The sequence below is a fragment of the Dietzia aerolata genome (assembly GCF_014144865.1).
GTDB lineage: Bacteria > Actinomycetota > Actinomycetes > Mycobacteriales > Mycobacteriaceae > Dietzia > Dietzia aerolata.
In genome coordinates this window covers 1-17,201 of the sequence record NZ_JAALDM010000018.1, presented here as the reverse complement: position 1 = coordinate 17,201, position 17,201 = coordinate 1, and the positions used below count along the sequence as shown (strand labels likewise).

Here is a 17,201-nt window from a genome sequence, read left to right as displayed (position 1 = left end):
CTCCGGCCGCCCCCGCGGCTCCGGCGGCTCCCGCGGCGCCGGTCCGTGACGCGGATTGGGCGCGCGAGAACGCGGCGGCCTTACCCGCGGCGGTTCCGGAGTACGGATCGGCGGCCGGATCTACGACCCCTGGCTCGTCGGTGGAGGCGGCGCCCACCACGACCGGGATGGTGGGCGTGTTGCGCGGCGAATCGGCTACGTCCGCCACCACGACGGTGATGTTGTCCGGCCCGCCCGACCGCAGGGCCAGCTGCACCAGACGGTCGGCGGCCTCGTCGGGGCTGCCGGTGGCGAGGGTCTCGGAGATGGTCGCGGTACTCACCGGATCGGACAGGCCGTCCGAGCAGAGCAGGTAGCGGTCGCCGATCCGGGCCTCGCGCGTCACCACGGTCGGCTCGACCGGCTCGCCCGTGAGCGCCTTGAGGATCAGCGAGCGGCGCGGATGCGAGTGCGCCTCATCCTCCGACAGTTCGCCGCGGTCGACCAGCGACTGCACGAACGTGTCGTCCTTGGTGATCTGCGACAGCGTGCCGTCGCGCAGCAGGTAGGCGCGCGAATCGCCGACGTGGATCAGGCCCATCCGGCGGCCGTCGAACAGCAGCGCCGTGGCGGTGCAGCCCATGCCCTCGGTCTCGGGGTGCGCCTCGACGTGCGCCGCGATCGCCTCGTTGCCGATGGTGAGTGCGTGGGTGAGGGTGCCGGTGAGGTCCTGGCCCGGCTCGTCCTCGTCCAACTTGGCCAGGGCCGCGACCACGAACTGGCTGGCGATCTCCCCGGCCGCGTGACCGCCCATCCCGTCCGCGAGCGCCAGAAGTCGGGGACCCGCGTAGGCGGAATCCTCGTTGTTCTCCCGCACCATTCCCAGATGGGAACGCGCGGTGTAGACGAGAGCGGGTGTCACGCGCGGAGCTCGATCACGGTCTTGCCGATCCGTATCGGCGTGCCGGCCTCCACCTTGATCGGAGTGGTGACCCTCGATCTGCCCAGATAGGTACCGTTGGTCGAGCCCAGGTCTTCGAGGAACCAGTCAGGGCCGTGTGGGGACAGTCTGGCGTGTTGATTGGACGCGTAATCGTCGTCTATCACCAGCGTGCACGAATCGGCGCGGCCCAGCAGGACCGGCTGTTCGGTCAGCGTGATGCGGGTTCCCGCGAGCGCGCCCTGGGTGACCACCAGATGCCTGATGGCATTGGACGTGCGGTTGAAGATGCCGCCCTTGCGCTCACCTCGGTTGCCCGAGCGCATGCCCACGTTGCCGAACACGTCCGTCTTGAGCGCGCGCAGGGTCAGGTAGATGAACAGCCACAACAGGACCAGCAGAAGGCCACGCGAGAGCTGCAGTACGAGTCCCTGCATCGCTGTTCTCCCCTCATCGGTCCGGTCACTTCTATCAACGTGTCATCGTCCCCGGGGGTTCCGGGAGAGTTATGCAGAATTAGAGGCTAGTCGAACCGTACGACGATCTCCGAGTGTCCTACGCGGATCATGTCGCCGTCGGCGAGCTGCCAGTCCTGGACCGGGCCGCCGTTGACGGTGGTGCCGTTGGTCGATCCGAGGTCCGTCAGGATCGCTTCCCGACCGTCGAAGCGGATGTCGGCGTGCTGGCGCGAAACTCCGGTGTCCGGGAGCCGGAACGCCGCGTCCTGGCCGCGGCCGAGCAGGTTGGAGCCCCGCTGGAGGCGGAACGTCCGGCCGGAACCGTCCTCGAGGTGCAGTGTGACCGTCAGTGACGACCGGCCCTGGGTGATGCGGGTCGGGGCATCGGACGGGCCGCCCCAGCCGGCGCCCTGGGACGCCGACCGCGACTCGACCGGATAATTGGACGCGGGTGCCTGCATGTCGTTGTTCTCCTTGCTCGCCCACGAAGGATCGGACCCGGGCGACGACGGCGCCGGGTGACCCGGGGCCGGAGCCGGCGCGGCGGCCGAGATATGGAACGGAACTGCATCGGGGTCCACGACCCCGTCGATGCGCATCTGCCCGGTATGGAGATCGTCGCGCTCGACGAACGTCACGGCCACCGGGCCGTACGTCTCCCATCCCTGCTCGGAGATGTGGTCCGAGAGGTGGCGGGAGAAAGTTCTGACGGCCAGCGCCTCGTCCTCGGTGAACGAGGCGTAATCGGAGCGGGCCAGGGTGATGGTGTAGCTGTTCGACACCAGCAGGTGCCCGTCGACGACCTTGAGGGACGCCTCCGCCTGCTTGCGCAGTTGGGCCTCCACCTCGGCCGCGACCACCTTGCCGCCGAAGAGTCGGGCGAACGCATCGCCCACGGCGCCCTGCAGTGTCTTCTCGAACTTGCCGACGATTCCCACGTCCGCCTCCTCTCCGTTGCCCTCCGCCGCGACGGTCTTCGCGTCGCGCTCCTGTGTGGTGTCGCTGCCCGGTGGGCACGACGCGTCGAGCCGCCTGTCGGCAGCATCCGGTCGATCATAGAGGCGAAGTCGGATCTAAGCACGCGAGAAAGTCCGAACCGCGCCCCGACCGCGATCTCCTCCAATTGCCGGGACCGCCTCCCACCTGCGGATTAGTAGGCACCGTTCGGCGCGTGTTAACGTATTCGAGCGTTACTCGGGCGAGTGGCGGAATGGCAGACGCGCTGGCTTCAGGTGCCAGTGTCCTTCGGGACGTGGGGGTTCAAGTCCCCCTTCGCCCACCATGGGCGGTTAAGCCCAATCGTAGCCGCAGGTCACAAAGTCGTGACCTGCGGCTACGTTAGTTTACGGGGATTGAGGGGCTGCGTTGACAACTGGGCGGGAGGCTAGAGGACCGCTCCCGCTTCGTTGGTGTAGCGCCCCGGGTTTGATGGAGACATCGATTACCCGGGAAGGGGTCATCAACGCTATGGGAGCACCTCGCAAGTATCCGGATGAGCTTCGTGAACGAGCGGCGCGGATGGCGCTGGAAGCACTGGCCGACCCCGGCTGGGCGCGCGGTGCGATCATGCGGATCGCCGAAGAGCTCGGCGTGCACCGCGAAGCACTTAGGACCTGGGTCCGCAAAGCCCAGGCCGCGGGCGAGGACGCCTTGTCGCTGTCTGCCGATAGGGACGCCCGTCTGGCGTAGCTGGAAAAGGAGAACCGCGAGTCCAAGAAGACCGCGTGGTGATCCGACGAGAAGCGCATTACAAGCTGGTTTCTGCCAGGGACATCTCGGGCGCGGATCTCGTAAGCTACGACCTCGCCGCCAGCCCGGACGAGTTTAGGGACTTCCACGTGCAGTACCGTCCAGCTTCGTCGAGCGAGCTCGCGTCGCGCAGGATGCGCAACACACGGTTCCGAGGTACTCCAGCGGAACTGGCTATCCGTCGTCCCCTACACGCCCGTGTGGCCATTCACAGCGAATTCGTGTGAGGGCAGGCGGCCGAGGCCGGTGTCTTTGGCGTGGCGGATCCGGACCTCGGATCGGGCGTGAGCTCGGTGCGGTGCTTCAAGAAACTGCAACTGTCCGGTACGGGTGTTGGCGACAAACGCCTGGTAACGCCACCCCTCGATGTCCTCGAACAATGACTAGGCTAGCTAGCAGATCCTTGTAGCTGACGGTAGTCATGGTCCGGTGGCGCCCAATCACCACCCGATTAGTGCCCCGCTACTCACGCTCCCAACGCTGTGACCAGGCAGATTCACCCGCGCGAGCCATGAATCGCCGTCAACTTGTGGAACTCAGGTCCGGACGTGGCCCTGGCGGGCTCGCCCACCTGAATCACACCCCGACAACCGGGAACATCAAAACCTGCGCCCTTCATTTCGAACGAGGCGGCAGCTCTTACAGGTCCAACGCGCGGAACTTACCAATAATTCCTCGGTAAAAGTACTTTGGGTCCGCAATCTCCTTTATCAACTCAGAGAATTCCGGCTCCACTTCCATTGCAATAATCAACGTACTCGACAGTGTATTCGCCGTTGTTACGCTAAACGGATAGACATTTTCACATTCTTTGATCGGCAATGTGAACTCGACCCCGTGAAATACGTCGGTGCAATAACAGGTGTCGTCCATCTGCCCCCGCCTGTACAGAGGCACCGGGACCTTGACGTGCACAGCGGAGTGACCGACGAGCTCCCAGTGTTGGTCGCTATGCGCAAAGGTGATGACCCTCTCCAGGACGATAGGCTCCGACCGGAGCACCTCATCGAGATCCTCAATCGAGGGCGGGGCATCGAAGACCGCATCGAAACCGATCACCACGCAACCCCACGGCTTACCAAATGTGACAGGGCCATCGCCCAGATCGGCTTGATCACCCTTCGACACAACCTGAATCACACCCCACCTACCGGGCTCAGCTAACAGCCCACTCAACGGCACCGCATACACCGTGCCAAGTGGTGGATCATTCGGATCGATATCCATCGTCACCTAACAAACTCAATATCGTCATCGGCGTTTCTCACGCTCTCTGAGTACTCTACTGGCGAGAGGTCGCCGCCGGCTCGCGGCGACGCGGGCGGCAGCCGGTACCCCGACACAGCCCCCTGGTGGCAGCCGGCGCGTTCGCCCTGCTGATCACCGCGTTCCGACTACCCACCTGGCTCGGGGTGCCCGACTGGGTGGCGATCGTGATCTGGGCGTCGGCAGCCGCGGTGTTGCTGGTCGGATTCGCCCTGTCCGGGACGGTGAAGCTCAACGAGGTGAACCGGGCCGAGATGCGCGGCTGGCTCGACGCCGCCGACCTGCTGCTGATGCTCGCCTACGTGCCGGTCCTGGTGTTCGCCCAGGGGATCTACCCGTACTTCTGGCCGTAACCTGCAGGACTCAGCTCATCGGCTCGAGCACGCGGAGGATCTCGGTCACCGGCGACATCGCCTCGTCGAGCGAACCTGCCTCGCTCCAGAGTTCGTGCCACTCCGAACTCTCATCGATCGCGGCACGCGCAGCTTTGGCCGCAGTGGCTCGCACGGTGTCGTCGACCTCCAACCCGGGGACGTCCGTCGCCGACGGGCCTCCCTCCAGGTCCACCGCGCCCCCTCCCGGCGAGAGCCTCGCCACCAGTGCCGCCGCGGCCAGCGCCTGTCCCGCCACGTCGGCGTCCAGCTCACCCTCGGCCGCATCCTCGACCGCTGTGTCGAGCGCCTCCGTCACCAGGTCGGCCCGTTCGGACGGATCGGCCTCGTCGAACTCCGCCGCCCAGTCGGACGCGTCGTCGTTCTGAAAGATCCCGCTACCCCATGCGCCCATGTCCTTCTCCTGTCTCAGATCGATTGATGGTCCGGGACCCGCCGTGCAGGTCCGATGTTGGAGATCTCACCGTTCAGCCGGACCGCGCGGCGTTTCGCTGGGCGATGAAGTCCGATAATGAACTCGGCGACGAACATCCCCGCGAGGATCAGCAGCGCGATCACCACGGACACCACCAGGACCATCACGGTCCGCTGCTTTGCCAGCTCCGAGGTGCTGCCGTTGACCAGTGCGGCCCGCGCAAGCGAGGGACTGCTGCACCCTTAGCGCGGCGGAAGTAAACCGATCAAAAGCACGACCCTCAATGTCGAATTGACCATCTCTACGCCGCCTTGAATGGGCACGGCGACTCTAGAAGTTTACAACGAAGCTAGACAGCGCCACTGCAGTCAGCGCCAGCGCAGCGGCGCTTTGAATAGCACTGGGTTGCTTTGCTCGCCGTACTCTGCCCGCCTACTCACAGCCCCGCCGATCTCAAATGGTGGGTGGATTGCTCGTGGCGAGGTGCTCGTCACGGAGTAGCGCTTAACGGGACGCTGCCTGAGCAAGAGTTCGCCCCGGCCCAAGTCCATGAGTGGACGGTTGGGCCGGGGCGCAGTCGGGGTCGTCAGTTTCAGACGGGCATGGTGTCGTCTCCGTTGATCAGGTTCTCGGTGTCGTAGTAGCCGTCGCCGTCGGTGTCAATGAGCTCGACGTCGTGGATGCCGTCGTCGTCGGTGTCGATCATCATGCGGTCGCCGATTCCGTCGCCGTTTTGGTCGAGCTCGATGGTGTCGAAGGTGCCGCTGCCGGTGGTATCGGTGGCCATCATGTCGGTGACGCCGTCGCCGTCGGTGTCGATGATCTTCATGTCGACCTGCCCGTCACCGTTGGTGTCGTAGGCGAACCCGTCGGCAAAGCCATCTCCGTCGAGATCGATGACCTCTCCGCCCTCCGGTGCGGCGGGGGCGCCGGTCTGGTTAACGACCGGGTTCTCGGCAGAGGCCTCAGTGTCGGGGCCCTCGGCAGAGCCCGCGCCGGGCGCGTCGCCGGCGGCTTCGTCAACCAACCCCTCGTTGTCGTAGTAGCCGTCACCATTGGTGTCGAGGATCTCGCGTTCGTAGGTGCCGTCGCCGTCGGCATCGACCAGCATGCGGTCGCCGATCCCGTCCCCGTCGGTGTCGAATTCGAGGGTGTCGAAGGCGCCGTTGCCGGTGGTATCGGTGGCCAGCAGGTCGGTGACACCGTCGCGGTCCGTGTCGACCAGCATGGTGTCGAACTGTCCGTCGCCGTTGGTGTCGTATGCGATCGCATCGGGGACGCCGTCGCCGTCGGTATCGACCTCGACGCCGCCCTCGGGCGCGGCAGGGGCGCCGGCCGGGCTAACGGTCTGGTTCTCCGCAGCCTCCGGGGCAGAAGCGGGGGCCGGCTGATTGGGGCCGTGAGCGTCGTACCGAAGCGCGTCTTCGGGCCCGAGCTCATTGCGCAGCGCCTCGCCCGACGCGGCTTGCGCAGCAGAGACAGCGCCGGAGGATCCGCCGGTGGCGGCAATGGTCCCGTCGGCGGAGACGATCTCACGGTAGTCCACCGTGCCGTCACCGTTCGTGTCGTACTGGATCTCGTCAGCGCGTCCGTCCCCGTCGGTGTCGATCGCGATGACGTCCGGCTGGCCGTCTGCGTTGGTGTCGACTTCGGTCCGGTCCAGGAAGCCATCGGCGTCGGTGTCGGCGTAGCGGTTGTCGAGCAGTCCATCGTTCGTCGTATCGACCGCCTTGGTGTCGACCGAGCCGTCTCCGTTCATGTCACCGACAACGCTGTTGATGATCCCGTCGCCGTCGGTGTCGAACTCGACTACATCCGGCTTGCCGTCGCCGTCGAGGTCGCGGGACACGGCGTCGACTCGGCCGTCGCCGTCGGTGTCGTACTGACGCAGGTCGATGAGGCCGTCCGCGTTGGTGTCGGCGGCGCCCAGCTGGACCGTGCCTTCGGACAGGGCCGAGTCCTGCGTGGTGTTGTCGTTCGCGGCGGGGGTCTGGGCGGTGGCATCGAAACCGGACATGGTGTTCTCCTGGGTGGGTGTTGCAGCGATTCGGCCTTGCTGCAGTGTGGTCTGTTCTGTTCCGGTGTCGCTCTCGCTTGCCGGTCACACATAGGAGGCGGCACAGAGACGAAAGGTTCCCGGGTTTCTAGAACTATTTTCTGGAGCGCCGTCGTCAACGGTATTTACGGTGCTCACAAGCCGTGAAAGCAGTATCTAGGAGCAGAACCCAGCTAGGGGGTTCCACCTTCTGTGCATCTCAGGCTGCCTCAATAAGGGCTGCTTTGAGTGCGGTGCGGGCGCGGTTGAGCCGGCTCTTGACTGTTTGTACGGGGATGCCTTGGTGGGTGGCGATCTCTTGGTAGTCCAGGCCTGCGTATTCACGCAGCACGAGCGCTTCTCGAAAGTCCGGGGGAAGGTCGGCGAGTGCTCGGCGCACCACGACGACGGTGGTGACCTTGTCTGCGACCGCGCTGGCGGTCGAGGCCTGGTCGAGCCCTGCGTCTTCCTCCGGGATGTCTCGGCGTTTGCGGACTCGAGACAGGGCGGCGTTAGCGGCTATCCGGTAGGCCCAGGTGGAAAAGCGTGCTCGGCCATCGAACTTGTCCAGATGCTGCCAGGCGGAGATCAGTGCGTCTTGGAGTGCATCTTCCGCGTCGTGAGAGTTGCCGCAAATTTGAAGGCATACCGCCCACAGTCGGGATCGGCTGGCGGAAGCCAGCTGGGCGAACGCCTGCTGGTCGCCGGCCCGGGCGGCCTGAAGCAGGCGCGTTTCGTCCTCACGCTCCAAAGCACTGGTCATCTGCCCGTCACATCCCCAAATCGAGGTCGTCGACACCGGGCTCGACATCACCGACGCCGTCCTGATCCCCCGCATCCGGAGTCGTGTCCGGCTCGTCAAGGTCCCCGAGCCCGCTATCGACGTCCGCCAACGGCCCGCCAGAGTCCGGCTCGGACTCGTGAGGGCTATCAGCGTCGAGATCAGAGGAGCCTGTGGTGGGGACGTGGTCTGTGTCGAAGTCGGTCAGGTCGATCTGGTCATGATCGTTTGCGCTGACATCGCGTGGCAGAAATGAGTCATCAGCCGGCGGCGTGGCGGGGTCCAGGGCCACTGCGAGGAGGCGGTCAAACAGTCCTGCCGGTGGTTCGACCGGGTCGAGGTCAGCCAATCCCAGCAAGTCATCCGCAGGGGAGGTCATAGTGTTCCTTCCGTTCGGGGCAGGCACGGGCGCCCGCCGTCCTGCAAGTGGGATGCCCGGGCGGGGTCGGAGGTTCCCGTGAGTAGCAAGATGCTCGTCATCTGTCCGGACAGTGTCGTGATCATCGACCGGCTCCCACGTGACCGTAAACGTGGATAAGGGTGGCCAAGGCGGAGTCCTCTGCTGCGGTGAGGGTCGACAGCGAGCGGGAGTGCGCCTGAGCTCGGAGATCGAGGGCAGTGCGTGTGATCTCGTCAGGGCCCGCGGTGGAGGGCAGACCGAGTTTGGACGGAAGGGTCGGGTTTTCGACCATGCGTCGCAGTTCGGTGGTCACCTCAGATGTCGGATCGGCCCCGAGCATGGCGGTCAGGTGACCGAGCAGGACGACGTCGAATACTGCAGGGTCGGTGCGCAGGCCGTCGACAACGGTGCGTATCTCATCGCGTGCGGAGTGGGTGTAGGCCAGCGATTCCAGTTCCCGAACAATTCGCCCGGCTCGATGCAGCCTCGCGAAGGCACCGAGCTCATCTGCGAGGATTCGGCGCAGCGCTGGCACGCCGGAGCGCTCTGCCAACCACGCGTTGAGGGCGGCCGCTCCCTGCGTCGCGATCTCGCGGCCCCGCAGGACACCGTCTTCTCCGAGTAGGTCCAGCAGTCGGTCGCGCACAGCGGCCGGGAGCGGGGCCGGGTCAGGCCGATCGAGAGTGGACACCAGCTCCCGTGGCTCAAAGTGGGCAAGCTCGGCCAAGTGCCGGGCATCCTGCTCGGTCAATGCTCCGGTGTGGGTGGTCTCTGCCAGAAGGCCGGCCACAGGCATGACTGTCATGACCGTGCCCGCCAGATCTGCCGCGAGACGGCGTGAGTGCTCGGCCGCGTGCTCGAGCGGATCTCTGACGCCGAGGGCGCCTTCACCGAACCCGTCGGCCCGAGACAGCACCCCGAGGGTGTTGAGAGGGGTGACCCCGAGTCGGCGCAGGAAGTCGATCTCATCGGCTCGGGGAGCGGAGTCGAACAGGAAAACCGCGGCGTCGGCGTCCACGGATGCGACTCGTGTTTGCTCGAAGCCATCGATGAGGACCCGGCGGGTGCGCCGATCGTTCTCAGTGGTCAGAGTTCCCAGACCTGGAGTGTCGATCAGAGTGTAGTCGCGGATTGATGCCGAGGGCAGCCATCGATGCAGGTAGCTGATCTGATCGGCCTCTGCAGGCAGCGATGACAGTGTCCCCTTGATGGCCGGGGCTCGCAGCCGTTGGCCATTGTGCAGCACTGCTTCCGCTCTGGCTGGACTGCCTTCCTGGTAGATCGACACCACCGAGGTCGCCTCGAGCGCGGCTGTTGCGGCCACCCGCGCCCCCACCAGGGCGTTGACCAGGGTGGACTTGCCTGCTTTCAGTCGTCCGACGATGACCACGCGGGGTGGGGCCCACAGAATCGATCCGATGCGGTTGGCATTGTCGATCAGATCGGGGCTGATCGCCGCGAGGTCGTGCAAGGCCCGGTCCAGTCGGGCGGTGACTGGATCGGATCCCCGACTTTCTGATGTGGCGGGCGTGGTCACAGTGCGTGCTCCTGGGCGGGAACTCCTGCCAGCTCGCCGATGAGCTCTTCGGCGAGGGTGGCGTACTTGGTCAGGATGGCGCTGTTCTTTTGGTGGCGTTCGATGGTCTTGTTCCGTTCGGCAGTATCGACGCGGTCCGCTTCCTGTGCCTGGGCGATCTGGCTTTGCAGTTCGGCGATAGAGGTTTTGAGGTGGTCGCGGTACCTGATGACGATCTCGGGGCGAGCTTGGGCGATAGCCGCCTCGAACCGGCGGGCGGTGGCAGTTTTGGTTGCGCTGCTGGTCTCGCGCATCCACTGCAGCAGGTTGGTTTTGCCTGAGCGCATGATGCGGTGTCCCAGGTTGACGCCGACCCAGGCCACGCCCACCACAGCCCCGACCCCCATCAGAGTTGACACCCCGACGATTCCGGCGATCGCTGTGGACCCCACCACTCCCATCGTGATCATCGACGGGTCGAGCACATTGTCGGTTTTGGAGGCCACCTTGTGCGTGGTGAGCTCGGAGCCGGCCAGTCCGGATTCGAGGATGGTGCGAATTTCTTCCCACACGACCTCGGAGGAAAATCGCGGGTGCACGATGCGTGAATGCACCTCAGCGACAAACACCGACACCGAGGCAGCGATCGCTTCGCGGTAGTCGTTCTCCATCCGGGCGGTGAAGTACTGCGGATCCCGGCGAAGCACTGCCATCCCGCTCTTGCCGATCCGGGTGGTCCATTCTTCTCGCAGCTGGGCCAGCCGCCGGTCCAGCTCTGCAGTGGCGTGCTGGCGGATCATCGTCAAGTCTCGTTGGAGGTGCAGTTCCCACTGGTTAGTATCTGCCCGCAGCCGCTCCAGCTGCGCTACTTTCGCTGTCAGCTCCGGCAGCGCACGAACAGTATCGGTCAGCGCAGAAGCGGTGTCGGCTTCTCGACCAGCCAGCATCTTGACTGGCTCCGCGGCTGTTCGCAGACCGTTTGCCAGCGGCAGGTTCTCTGCCGTGGCCATACGGGACGTGATCTCGCGCCGCAGCTGCGCGATCCCGGATTCCTCCTCCTCGCGGTCACGCTCTGGCCCCGGCGGCATCTCGGCCGCGGTGACCGCCCGCAGACTGGAAACCCCGACCACGGGGATGTCTCGGCCAATGTGCTCGCGCAGCAACGCACGGTTCTGCTCCACGATCGGCCGCCACCGACGCAAATTCTTGTCCGTCTTGGTCACCGCCACGATCAATGCCTCGACACCGCCGCCTGTACGACGAATGAACTCCATCTCCGGTGCAGTGATCGGGGTGGTGGCATCACAGACCACCACTAAGACACGCCCCTGTTCGGCGTTCGAGGCCGCAAGGCCCGCAAATGACGGATCCAGACCACCCACGCCCGGGGTGTCGACGACGATCAGGTCCCCCATGGAACTGTCCCGCACGGGGACGTGCGCCCGCGTGGGCAGGGCATCAACTGCCGGATCGACGACATGTTGGCCGTATCGAGTGACCCAACCGGCTAGTTCAGCGTGTGGAATCTGCTCGGTGTGTCCGGGGAACCAGAGCGTGACGACCCCGTCGGGATGAGTCTGGCTGGCAGGCCCCACAGCCAGCGTGGTCGCGGTGGTGACCTCCACGCCCACCGGTGAAGCATCGCGCCTGCCGACCAGTGCATTGACGAGGTAGCTCTTTCCTCGTTTGACCTCTCCTACCACCACCGCCGAACGGGTCTGGGTCGTCCCGGATGCGCGAAACTGTGCCAGGTCGGCGATCTCTTGCTCGCCGTACTTTCCCAGAATTTCGCCCATCGTGGACAGCAGTTCGCGAGCGCGCTGTGTCGCCGGTTCGGCCGACTGCGCCGTGTCAATTCTGTCCACGTCCCCCGCTTTCCGACGATCTGGTCGCATCACCCTAACTACTTCGCCTGCACCGTTGGGGTCGCTGCTTGCTGGCAGCACTGTGGTGTTTCACACGAAAGTTAGCACCCCAAATTTGGTCACGAGTACGACATCATGTGCGTGGTTCTCGCGCGGTTCTCGAACCCACATTTTTGTCAGAGGGCAGCTTGCGGAGAAACACACTGGAACTTTTCTGCCCGCCGGCGCATCGGACTGGGTAAGAGGCTGGGCGCAAGACTCGGCCACCGACGACAAGGACAGCAATGACGATGACGCGATCATGGCGAATTCGAGCGATGGCCCTGGTTGGCGCCGCAACGCTCATGACAGGGTGCGGAACCGGAGCTAATGATATTGCCGCGGCAGACAATGCTGACACGGCGGGCACCGGCGATCAGTCGACGACCGTTGTCGAGGCTGCCAGCGTGGACGAGTCAGCACTGGACACCGGGGACTTTCCGACGACGCCCGCTGCACCGTTCGGGCGTGCCACCAACGACAACATCATCGAAATCGAGGGCCAGCGCCTGGCCGAGTTCGTGACGCTGCCCTTTGAGGTCGACCCCGAGCTGGTCGCCAACGCCAACCCAACGGTAATCAAGCACGCCGGCCAGCTATCCATGTCGCTTTCCCAACCCATGGTCGAGGCGGTGGATCAGACCGGGATCCTCTACGGCTACGCCACCGCAGCCGACACCACCACGCTGGATGCCACCGATGTTCCCAACGATCTGGTGCACCTGGTGTTGCGTGCCGCCAACCCGGAGGATGCGCAGACAATCGCCCGTGATCTGCAGGAGGCCACGCTCACCTCCGCCGACGAGTACGACGTGGCCTACGACGCGTGGATTCCGCTGGACTCCCGTCTCAACGACGCTCTGACCAGTCAGCGCACCGACGATCTCAACCCAGCCGGCGACCGCGCCGTTCGCCAGTCCATCGTCGCCCACGATGACTACGTCATCTACGACTGGGCGGCCGCCCCCATCGACAACGCGAAGTGGGCTGAGCGGGCCCTGGGCAAGGCACTCGAGCTGCAGAAGCCCCTCATCGACCGGTTCCCCGCAACTCCCACTGACAGTCAGAACGACGGTGTCCCTGTCGACCTGCCGATGATGGACCAGAACGACCTCCTGATCTACACCGTCCCGGGCGTCCCGGGCGATGCCGATGGCCGGGACATGGCTGTCTACGGCCCCCGCGGAATGGCCCACGGCGCCCTGAACCCGACCTCCTCCTACCAAGTACTAGAAGAGGTCGGCTCGGCCCACAATGCAGTCGGGCGCACCGTGGTCTACCGGGCAGACAAAGACGCGGGCGCCACGACAATCGTCGAAAAGTTCAGCCGCGACCTGACCAACCATGGCTTCAGCTCAGCTGAGTCTCCGGCGGGTCTAGCGGGCGCGACCTGCTTGACCAGAATGACCGAGTTCGGCGAGCAGAACGCCTGTTACATCACCAACGGCCGCTACGTCGGGGAAGCCACCTCTGACTCCCTCACCGAGGCGCACCAGCTGATCTCGGCCCAGCACCTCATCCTGGGACACGCAGACCAGGACGCCTGACCGCACGGCGGGACACAACCTGCTCTGTTGACCTTCGTATCGAACCGGAGACACCATGCACCAGCCCCTCACGCCCGCCGATCCCCGCGGATCGACAGTCCAGGGCTGGTCACTGGCTATCGACTTCGGCACCTCCAACACCGCGGCCGCTCACACAAACCCCGTATCTGGGCACGTGGAGACCCTGGCCCTGCAGCATCGTGGCGCCACGATCTCCTCGGCGGTCTACGTCGAGTCCCCGAACCAGATCGATGTCGCAGACGTGGCGGCGAACAAGGCCCAAGGAAATCCGGCCGGCTTTCTGCCGTCCCCGAAGCGGGTCATCGCCCACGGGGAGGTCACCGTCAACGGATACGACCTCCCCGCGGCGGCACCGGTTGCAGCAGTGCTGAACACCGTCCTGCGTCGAGCGCTCACCGCCCACAACGGCGCCGAGCCCGCACGCCTAGTCTTAACCCACCCCGAGGACTGGTCGCCCCGGGAAATCGACGTGCTGCGCCAGGCCGCCGCCAAGCTCGGCCTGGCAGCAACGACGGTGGAGACCGTGTCGGAGCCACGCGCCGCCGCGCACTACTACTCGCAATCCCACACAGTCGTCCCGGGTTCACGGATCGCTGTCTTCGACTTCGGCGGCGGGACCCTCGACATCGCCGTCCTTAACGCCAGCCCAGATGGTCACTTCGACGTCATCGCCGCTCGAGGAGACAACAGCCTCGGCGGCAAGAACTTCGACGCCGCACTACGGCGCTGGCTCGATGAGCAGATCGACAATCGCGACCCCGACCTGTTGACCTACCTCCGCAGCACCGCGCCGATGCACGAACGCCTCGCCCTGGACGAGTCGATCCGCGCGGCCAAAGAGTTGCTGTCTGAGGCCCCCTCGGCCACAGTCAGCGTCCCCTCCCCTGACGGCCCCGAGCGCTTTCACATCACTCGCGAAGAGTTCGACGAGATCATCGACCCCGCACTGGACCGCGCCCTCACACTGACCCGATCCGTGCTCTCCGGTGTCGAGGACATCGACGCCCTGTACCTCACTGGCGGCTCTTCACGGATCCCCCTGGTCCATGAGCGGCTCCAGCAGATCGCACAGGTCGCCACCCTTGATGACCCTAAGACTGTGGTGTCCCAAGGCGCGCTGACGGCCAGCTCCACCGCCGCCAGCACCTCTGCCCAGCCCACTGCATCGCCGGCCACCCTTGAACTGCCCACCACCGCCCCACTCACCGACCCAGCGACCGTGCGATTCCAGCCGGTCACCGCGCCCCATCCTGATACCGGCGCACCAGCGACCGACCCACAAGAGCCACGCGAGACCACCACTAGAACCGCCGGCAAGCGAAGGGCAGGGCCAGCCCTAGCAGCTGCAGCAGTGCTCGCAGTTGTCGCCGTGGGGGTCGGCGGGTACACCCTGTGGCCGCAGGAGGACCAGGCAGAGCTCGACCCCGCCGCCAGTCCCAGCTCGGCAGCACTCCAGAACGCTGACACCACTGGCGATGAGCCGACAGCCGTGCCCGCCGCAGGCAACAGCATTGTCGATTCAGAAGAGGTCGCTCTTGCTGCGCTGCCCACCCCTCTGCGCTCGGCAATCGACTCCTGCGAACCAGATGGCCGCACCGACAGCGGAGCTTTGGAGGTGTCTTGCCAACTATCGCCGGACTCACCGCTGACCGACGGGCTCTCCCGCGCCAACTCCGTTCACATCGCCTTCGCCATCGACCCTGCCAAAGCCAGCCGAGAACTCATCAACATCCGCAAACGCACCTACGAAGACTTCGCAGTGGCCACGAACGAGATCATCGAAAACCCTGCTCGAACCGCGGCAGCCCACATCAGTGGCGACGAAAACAGTTGGTTCCACTCCCGCTACGCCAACGAAGTCACAAGCCTGAGCTTGACCACGTACGGCACAGACAGCCTCGATGCCACCCGGCAACTCCTCACTCGGGCCGGACTTCTTAACTGACCACTCTGAGGTCGACCGTACGAAATCCAGGTGGGCCAAACCGGCCGACGCCTACCGGTGGAAGTCTCGGCCGGCGATGATCCCTGCAGCGAAATCCGAACGTCGTCGGATTTTTTCGGGTCTTTTAGGTTTTGTTGGGTTTTCCCTCAGCCCATCGCGCCGCGGGTGGCCCGGGTGGTCGGGCGACCCTGCGTCTCTGACGAATGCGGTGCCGACGCAACGCTCACCGCGCCGACCTGAGGCGGGCCTCATGTAATTGTGGGATGCCTCACACAACGGCCTGTACAGGCCTTCCCGGATTCTTTTGGGGGCACTCTGTCCAGTAGGGTCACACAGAAGTTCTTCCGGCGGTCAAGGCGTCACCCCCGCCAGCCCCCGGAAGAGACGCCTGAGCGGCGGACGATGCACGGGCCACCCACCTGCCCAGTGTCGCCTCGCGAGCCCCGCACGGACGACCCTCGACCGGGCAGCTCGTGGCACTGCATGTCGCGGGACGTGGACATAAGTAGATACAAACCGCAGAACATGACCGTCAGAGCCGGAGCGAGAAGCCCCGGCTCTCTTTACAACGCTGTCAAAGGAAACCCTAATGGCCTCGAGCCTTGAAGAGATCCCCGATGTGACACCGGAGACCGAAGTCTCCGACACGGCGGCTGCGCCGTCGGTGATCGGTGTCGTGGCGGAGTCGAATCCCGCCGAGAATCGTGTGGCGGCGACGCCCGCGACCGTAGCGAAGTTGATCGGCCTGGGATACCGGGTCGTGGTCGAGTCGGGTGCGGGCACGCGCTCGGAGTTCGCCGACGCCTCGTATGTCGAGGCCGGAGCCGAGCTCGTCGACGGTGACGCCGCATGGTCCTCCGACGTGGTGATGAAGGTTGCCGTCCCCACCGAGGACGAGGTCGGCCGCCTGCGGTCCGGGGCCACGTTGGTGAGCCTGCTGCAGCCCGCGCAGAACGAGAAGCTGCTCGAGCGTCTGACCCAGCAGGGTGTGACCGCCCTGGCCATGGACGCGGTGCCGCGCATCTCGCGCGCCCAGTCGATGGACGTGCTGTCCTCGATGGCCAACATCGCCGGCTACCGCGCCGTAATCGAGGCCGCCCACCACTTCGGACGGTTCTTCACCGGTCAGGTCACCGCCGCGGGCAAGGTCCCGCCGGCCAAGGTCCTGGTCGGCGGCGCCGGTGTGGCCGGTCTCGCCGCGATCGGTGCGGCCTCCAGCCTCGGCGCGATCGTGCGTGCCACGGACCCGCGGCCCGAGGTCGCGGACCAGGTCAAGTCCATCGGTGGCGAGTACCTGCCGATCGAGGTGCCGGACGAGGAGAAGGAAGTCTCCTCGGATGGCTACGCCAAGGCCACCAGTGAGGCCTACGACAAGGCCGCCGCCGAGCTGTACAGCGCGCAGGCCGCGGACGTGGACATCATCATCACCACGGCGCTGATCCCGGGCCGCGCAGCCCCGCGCCTGATCACCGCCGCCGACGTGGCCTCCATGAAGCGTGGTTCGGTCATCGTCGACATGGCCGCCGCCCAGGGCGGAAACGTCGAGGGCTCCGTCGCGGACGAGGTCGTGGTGACCGAGAACGGCGTCACCATCATCGGCTACACCGACCTGGCCGGGCGGCTGCCGGCGCAGGCGTCGCAGCTGTACGGCACCAACCTGGTCAACCTGACCAAGCTCGTCACCCCGGGCAAGGACGGCGTCTGGGCCCTGGACTTCGACGATGTCGTCCAGCGTGGCGTCACCGTCACCTCCGGCGGGGAGCTCATGTGGCCGCCGCCGCCAGTGCAGGTCAGTGCCGCCCCGGCGCCGGCGGCCGCGGCCGAGCCCGCCGAGGCTCCCGCGGAGAAGAAGA

16 protein-coding genes, 1 tRNA gene and 1 pseudogene are annotated in these 17,201 nt (G+C 65.5%); 7 read left to right on the top strand and 11 right to left on the bottom strand.

What is annotated here, in order from left to right; genetic code table 11:
- The 3 genes from G6016_RS01435 to G6016_RS01425 form a co-directional block, all read right to left on the bottom strand.
- On the bottom strand, window positions 1–901 hold a 901-nt coding region (locus G6016_RS01435; RefSeq protein ID WP_182630935.1), incomplete at its 3' end, for a protein phosphatase 2C domain-containing protein.
- On the bottom strand, window positions 898–1,356 hold the full coding sequence (locus G6016_RS01430; protein ID WP_182630934.1) for an FHA domain-containing protein FhaB/FipA: 459 nt from the start codon (window positions 1,354–1,356) through the stop codon (window positions 898–900). The genes G6016_RS01430 and G6016_RS01435, both read right to left, overlap by 4 nt.
- Before the next feature lie 86 nt (window positions 1,357–1,442).
- Window positions 1,443–2,315: an FhaA domain-containing protein gene (locus G6016_RS01425; RefSeq protein WP_182630933.1), complete on the bottom strand. Its 873-nt coding sequence runs from the start codon at window positions 2,313–2,315 to the stop codon at window positions 1,443–1,445.
- Between the two features lie 258 nt (window positions 2,316–2,573).
- Between G6016_RS01425 and G6016_RS01420 the strand changes: the two genes are divergently transcribed.
- A tRNA-Leu gene (locus G6016_RS01420) sits at window positions 2,574–2,659 on the top strand.
- 185 nt (window positions 2,660–2,844) lie between these two features.
- A complete protein-coding gene (locus G6016_RS01415) occupies window positions 2,845–3,066 on the top strand; it encodes a transposase (protein ID WP_182630932.1) in 222 nt (73 codons plus the stop codon).
- A gap of 266 nt (window positions 3,067–3,332) precedes the next feature.
- On the opposite strand, the pseudogene G6016_RS17050 reads toward G6016_RS01415, so the two are convergent.
- A pseudogene (locus tag G6016_RS17050) lies at window positions 3,333–3,509 on the bottom strand (IS1380 family transposase); the annotation flags it as partial.
- A 256-nt stretch (window positions 3,510–3,765) separates the two neighbouring features.
- Window positions 3,766–4,353, bottom strand: a complete 588-nt coding sequence (locus G6016_RS01410; protein ID WP_182630931.1) for a hypothetical protein — start codon at window positions 4,351–4,353, stop codon at window positions 3,766–3,768.
- Window positions 4,354–4,478: 125 nt separating this feature from the next.
- Between G6016_RS01410 and G6016_RS01405 the strand changes: the two genes are divergently transcribed.
- Window positions 4,479–4,745 carry a hypothetical protein gene (locus tag G6016_RS01405; protein ID WP_182630930.1) on the top strand — a complete coding sequence of 89 codons (267 nt, stop codon included), beginning with the start codon at window positions 4,479–4,481 and terminating at the stop codon, window positions 4,743–4,745.
- Window positions 4,746–4,755: 10 nt separating this feature from the next.
- Here the strand turns inward: G6016_RS01405 and G6016_RS01400 are convergent, their stop codons facing one another.
- Window positions 4,756–5,178, bottom strand: coding sequence for a DUF4259 domain-containing protein (locus G6016_RS01400; protein ID WP_182630929.1), 423 nt, complete (start codon window positions 5,176–5,178; stop codon window positions 4,756–4,758).
- Between the two features lie 117 nt (window positions 5,179–5,295).
- On the opposite strand from G6016_RS01400, the gene G6016_RS16945 reads away from it, so the two are divergent.
- Window positions 5,296–5,445 carry a hypothetical protein gene (locus G6016_RS16945; protein ID WP_206682276.1) on the top strand — a complete coding sequence of 50 codons (150 nt, stop codon included), beginning with the start codon at window positions 5,296–5,298 and terminating at the stop codon, window positions 5,443–5,445.
- Window positions 5,446–5,791: 346 nt separating this feature from the next.
- On the opposite strand, the gene G6016_RS01390 is transcribed toward G6016_RS16945, so the two are convergent.
- The 5 genes from G6016_RS01390 to G6016_RS01370 all read right to left on the bottom strand — a co-directional run bounded on the left by G6016_RS01390 (window position 5,792) and on the right by G6016_RS01370 (window position 11,796).
- Complete coding sequence (locus tag G6016_RS01390) at window positions 5,792–7,216, bottom strand: hypothetical protein (protein ID WP_182630927.1); 1,425 nt, start codon at window positions 7,214–7,216, stop codon at window positions 5,792–5,794.
- Window positions 7,217–7,454: 238 nt separating this feature from the next.
- Entirely contained in the window at window positions 7,455–7,997 is a 543-nt protein-coding gene (locus tag G6016_RS01385) for an RNA polymerase sigma factor (RefSeq protein ID WP_182630926.1), read from the bottom strand.
- 7 nt (window positions 7,998–8,004) lie between these two features.
- Window positions 8,005–8,394 (bottom strand): hypothetical protein, encoded by a 390-nt coding sequence (locus tag G6016_RS01380; RefSeq protein WP_182630925.1) that lies wholly within the window; start codon window positions 8,392–8,394, stop codon window positions 8,005–8,007.
- Between the two features lie 121 nt (window positions 8,395–8,515).
- Window positions 8,516–9,952 carry a GTPase gene (locus tag G6016_RS01375; RefSeq protein WP_182630924.1) on the bottom strand — a complete coding sequence of 479 codons (1,437 nt, stop codon included), beginning with the start codon at window positions 9,950–9,952 and terminating at the stop codon, window positions 8,516–8,518.
- Window positions 9,949–11,796 carry a dynamin family protein gene (locus G6016_RS01370; protein ID WP_182630923.1) on the bottom strand — a complete coding sequence of 616 codons (1,848 nt, stop codon included), beginning with the start codon at window positions 11,794–11,796 and terminating at the stop codon, window positions 9,949–9,951. The genes G6016_RS01375 and G6016_RS01370 overlap by 4 nt, the downstream gene beginning before the upstream one ends.
- A 446-nt stretch (window positions 11,797–12,242) precedes the next feature.
- Between G6016_RS01370 and G6016_RS01365 the strand changes: the two genes are divergently transcribed.
- From G6016_RS01365 to G6016_RS01355, 3 genes are all read left to right on the top strand, one after another.
- Window positions 12,243–13,382: a DUF7373 family lipoprotein gene (locus tag G6016_RS01365; RefSeq protein ID WP_182630922.1), complete on the top strand. Its 1,140-nt coding sequence runs from the start codon at window positions 12,243–12,245 to the stop codon at window positions 13,380–13,382.
- A gap of 55 nt (window positions 13,383–13,437) precedes the next feature.
- A complete protein-coding gene (locus G6016_RS01360; protein WP_182630921.1) occupies window positions 13,438–15,348 on the top strand; it encodes an Hsp70 family protein in 1,911 nt (636 codons plus the stop codon).
- Window positions 15,349–15,937: 589 nt separating this feature from the next.
- Window positions 15,938–17,201, top strand: a 1,264-nt coding sequence (locus G6016_RS01355) for a Re/Si-specific NAD(P)(+) transhydrogenase subunit alpha (RefSeq protein WP_182630920.1), incomplete at its 3' end; no start/stop codon positions are given.

Coding starts and splice junctions, on each gene's coding strand:
- G6016_RS16945 (WP_206682276.1), top strand. CDS start 5,296: ATGAACTCGGCGACGAACATCCCCGCGAGGATCAGCAGCGCGATCACC.
- G6016_RS01430 (WP_182630934.1), bottom strand. CDS start 1,356: ATGCAGGGACTCGTACTGCAGCTCTCGCGTGGCCTTCTGCTGGTCCTG.
- G6016_RS01400 (WP_182630929.1), bottom strand. CDS start 5,178: ATGGGCGCATGGGGTAGCGGGATCTTTCAGAACGACGACGCGTCCGAC.
- G6016_RS01360 (WP_182630921.1), top strand. CDS start 13,438: ATGCACCAGCCCCTCACGCCCGCCGATCCCCGCGGATCGACAGTCCAG.
- G6016_RS01410 (WP_182630931.1), bottom strand. CDS start 4,353: ATGGATATCGATCCGAATGATCCACCACTTGGCACGGTGTATGCGGTG.
- G6016_RS01390 (WP_182630927.1), bottom strand. CDS start 7,216: ATGTCCGGTTTCGATGCCACCGCCCAGACCCCCGCCGCGAACGACAAC.
- G6016_RS01380 (WP_182630925.1), bottom strand. CDS start 8,394: ATGACCTCCCCTGCGGATGACTTGCTGGGATTGGCTGACCTCGACCCG.
- G6016_RS01385 (WP_182630926.1), bottom strand. CDS start 7,997: ATGACCAGTGCTTTGGAGCGTGAGGACGAAACGCGCCTGCTTCAGGCC.
- G6016_RS01415 (WP_182630932.1), top strand. CDS start 2,845: ATGGGAGCACCTCGCAAGTATCCGGATGAGCTTCGTGAACGAGCGGCG.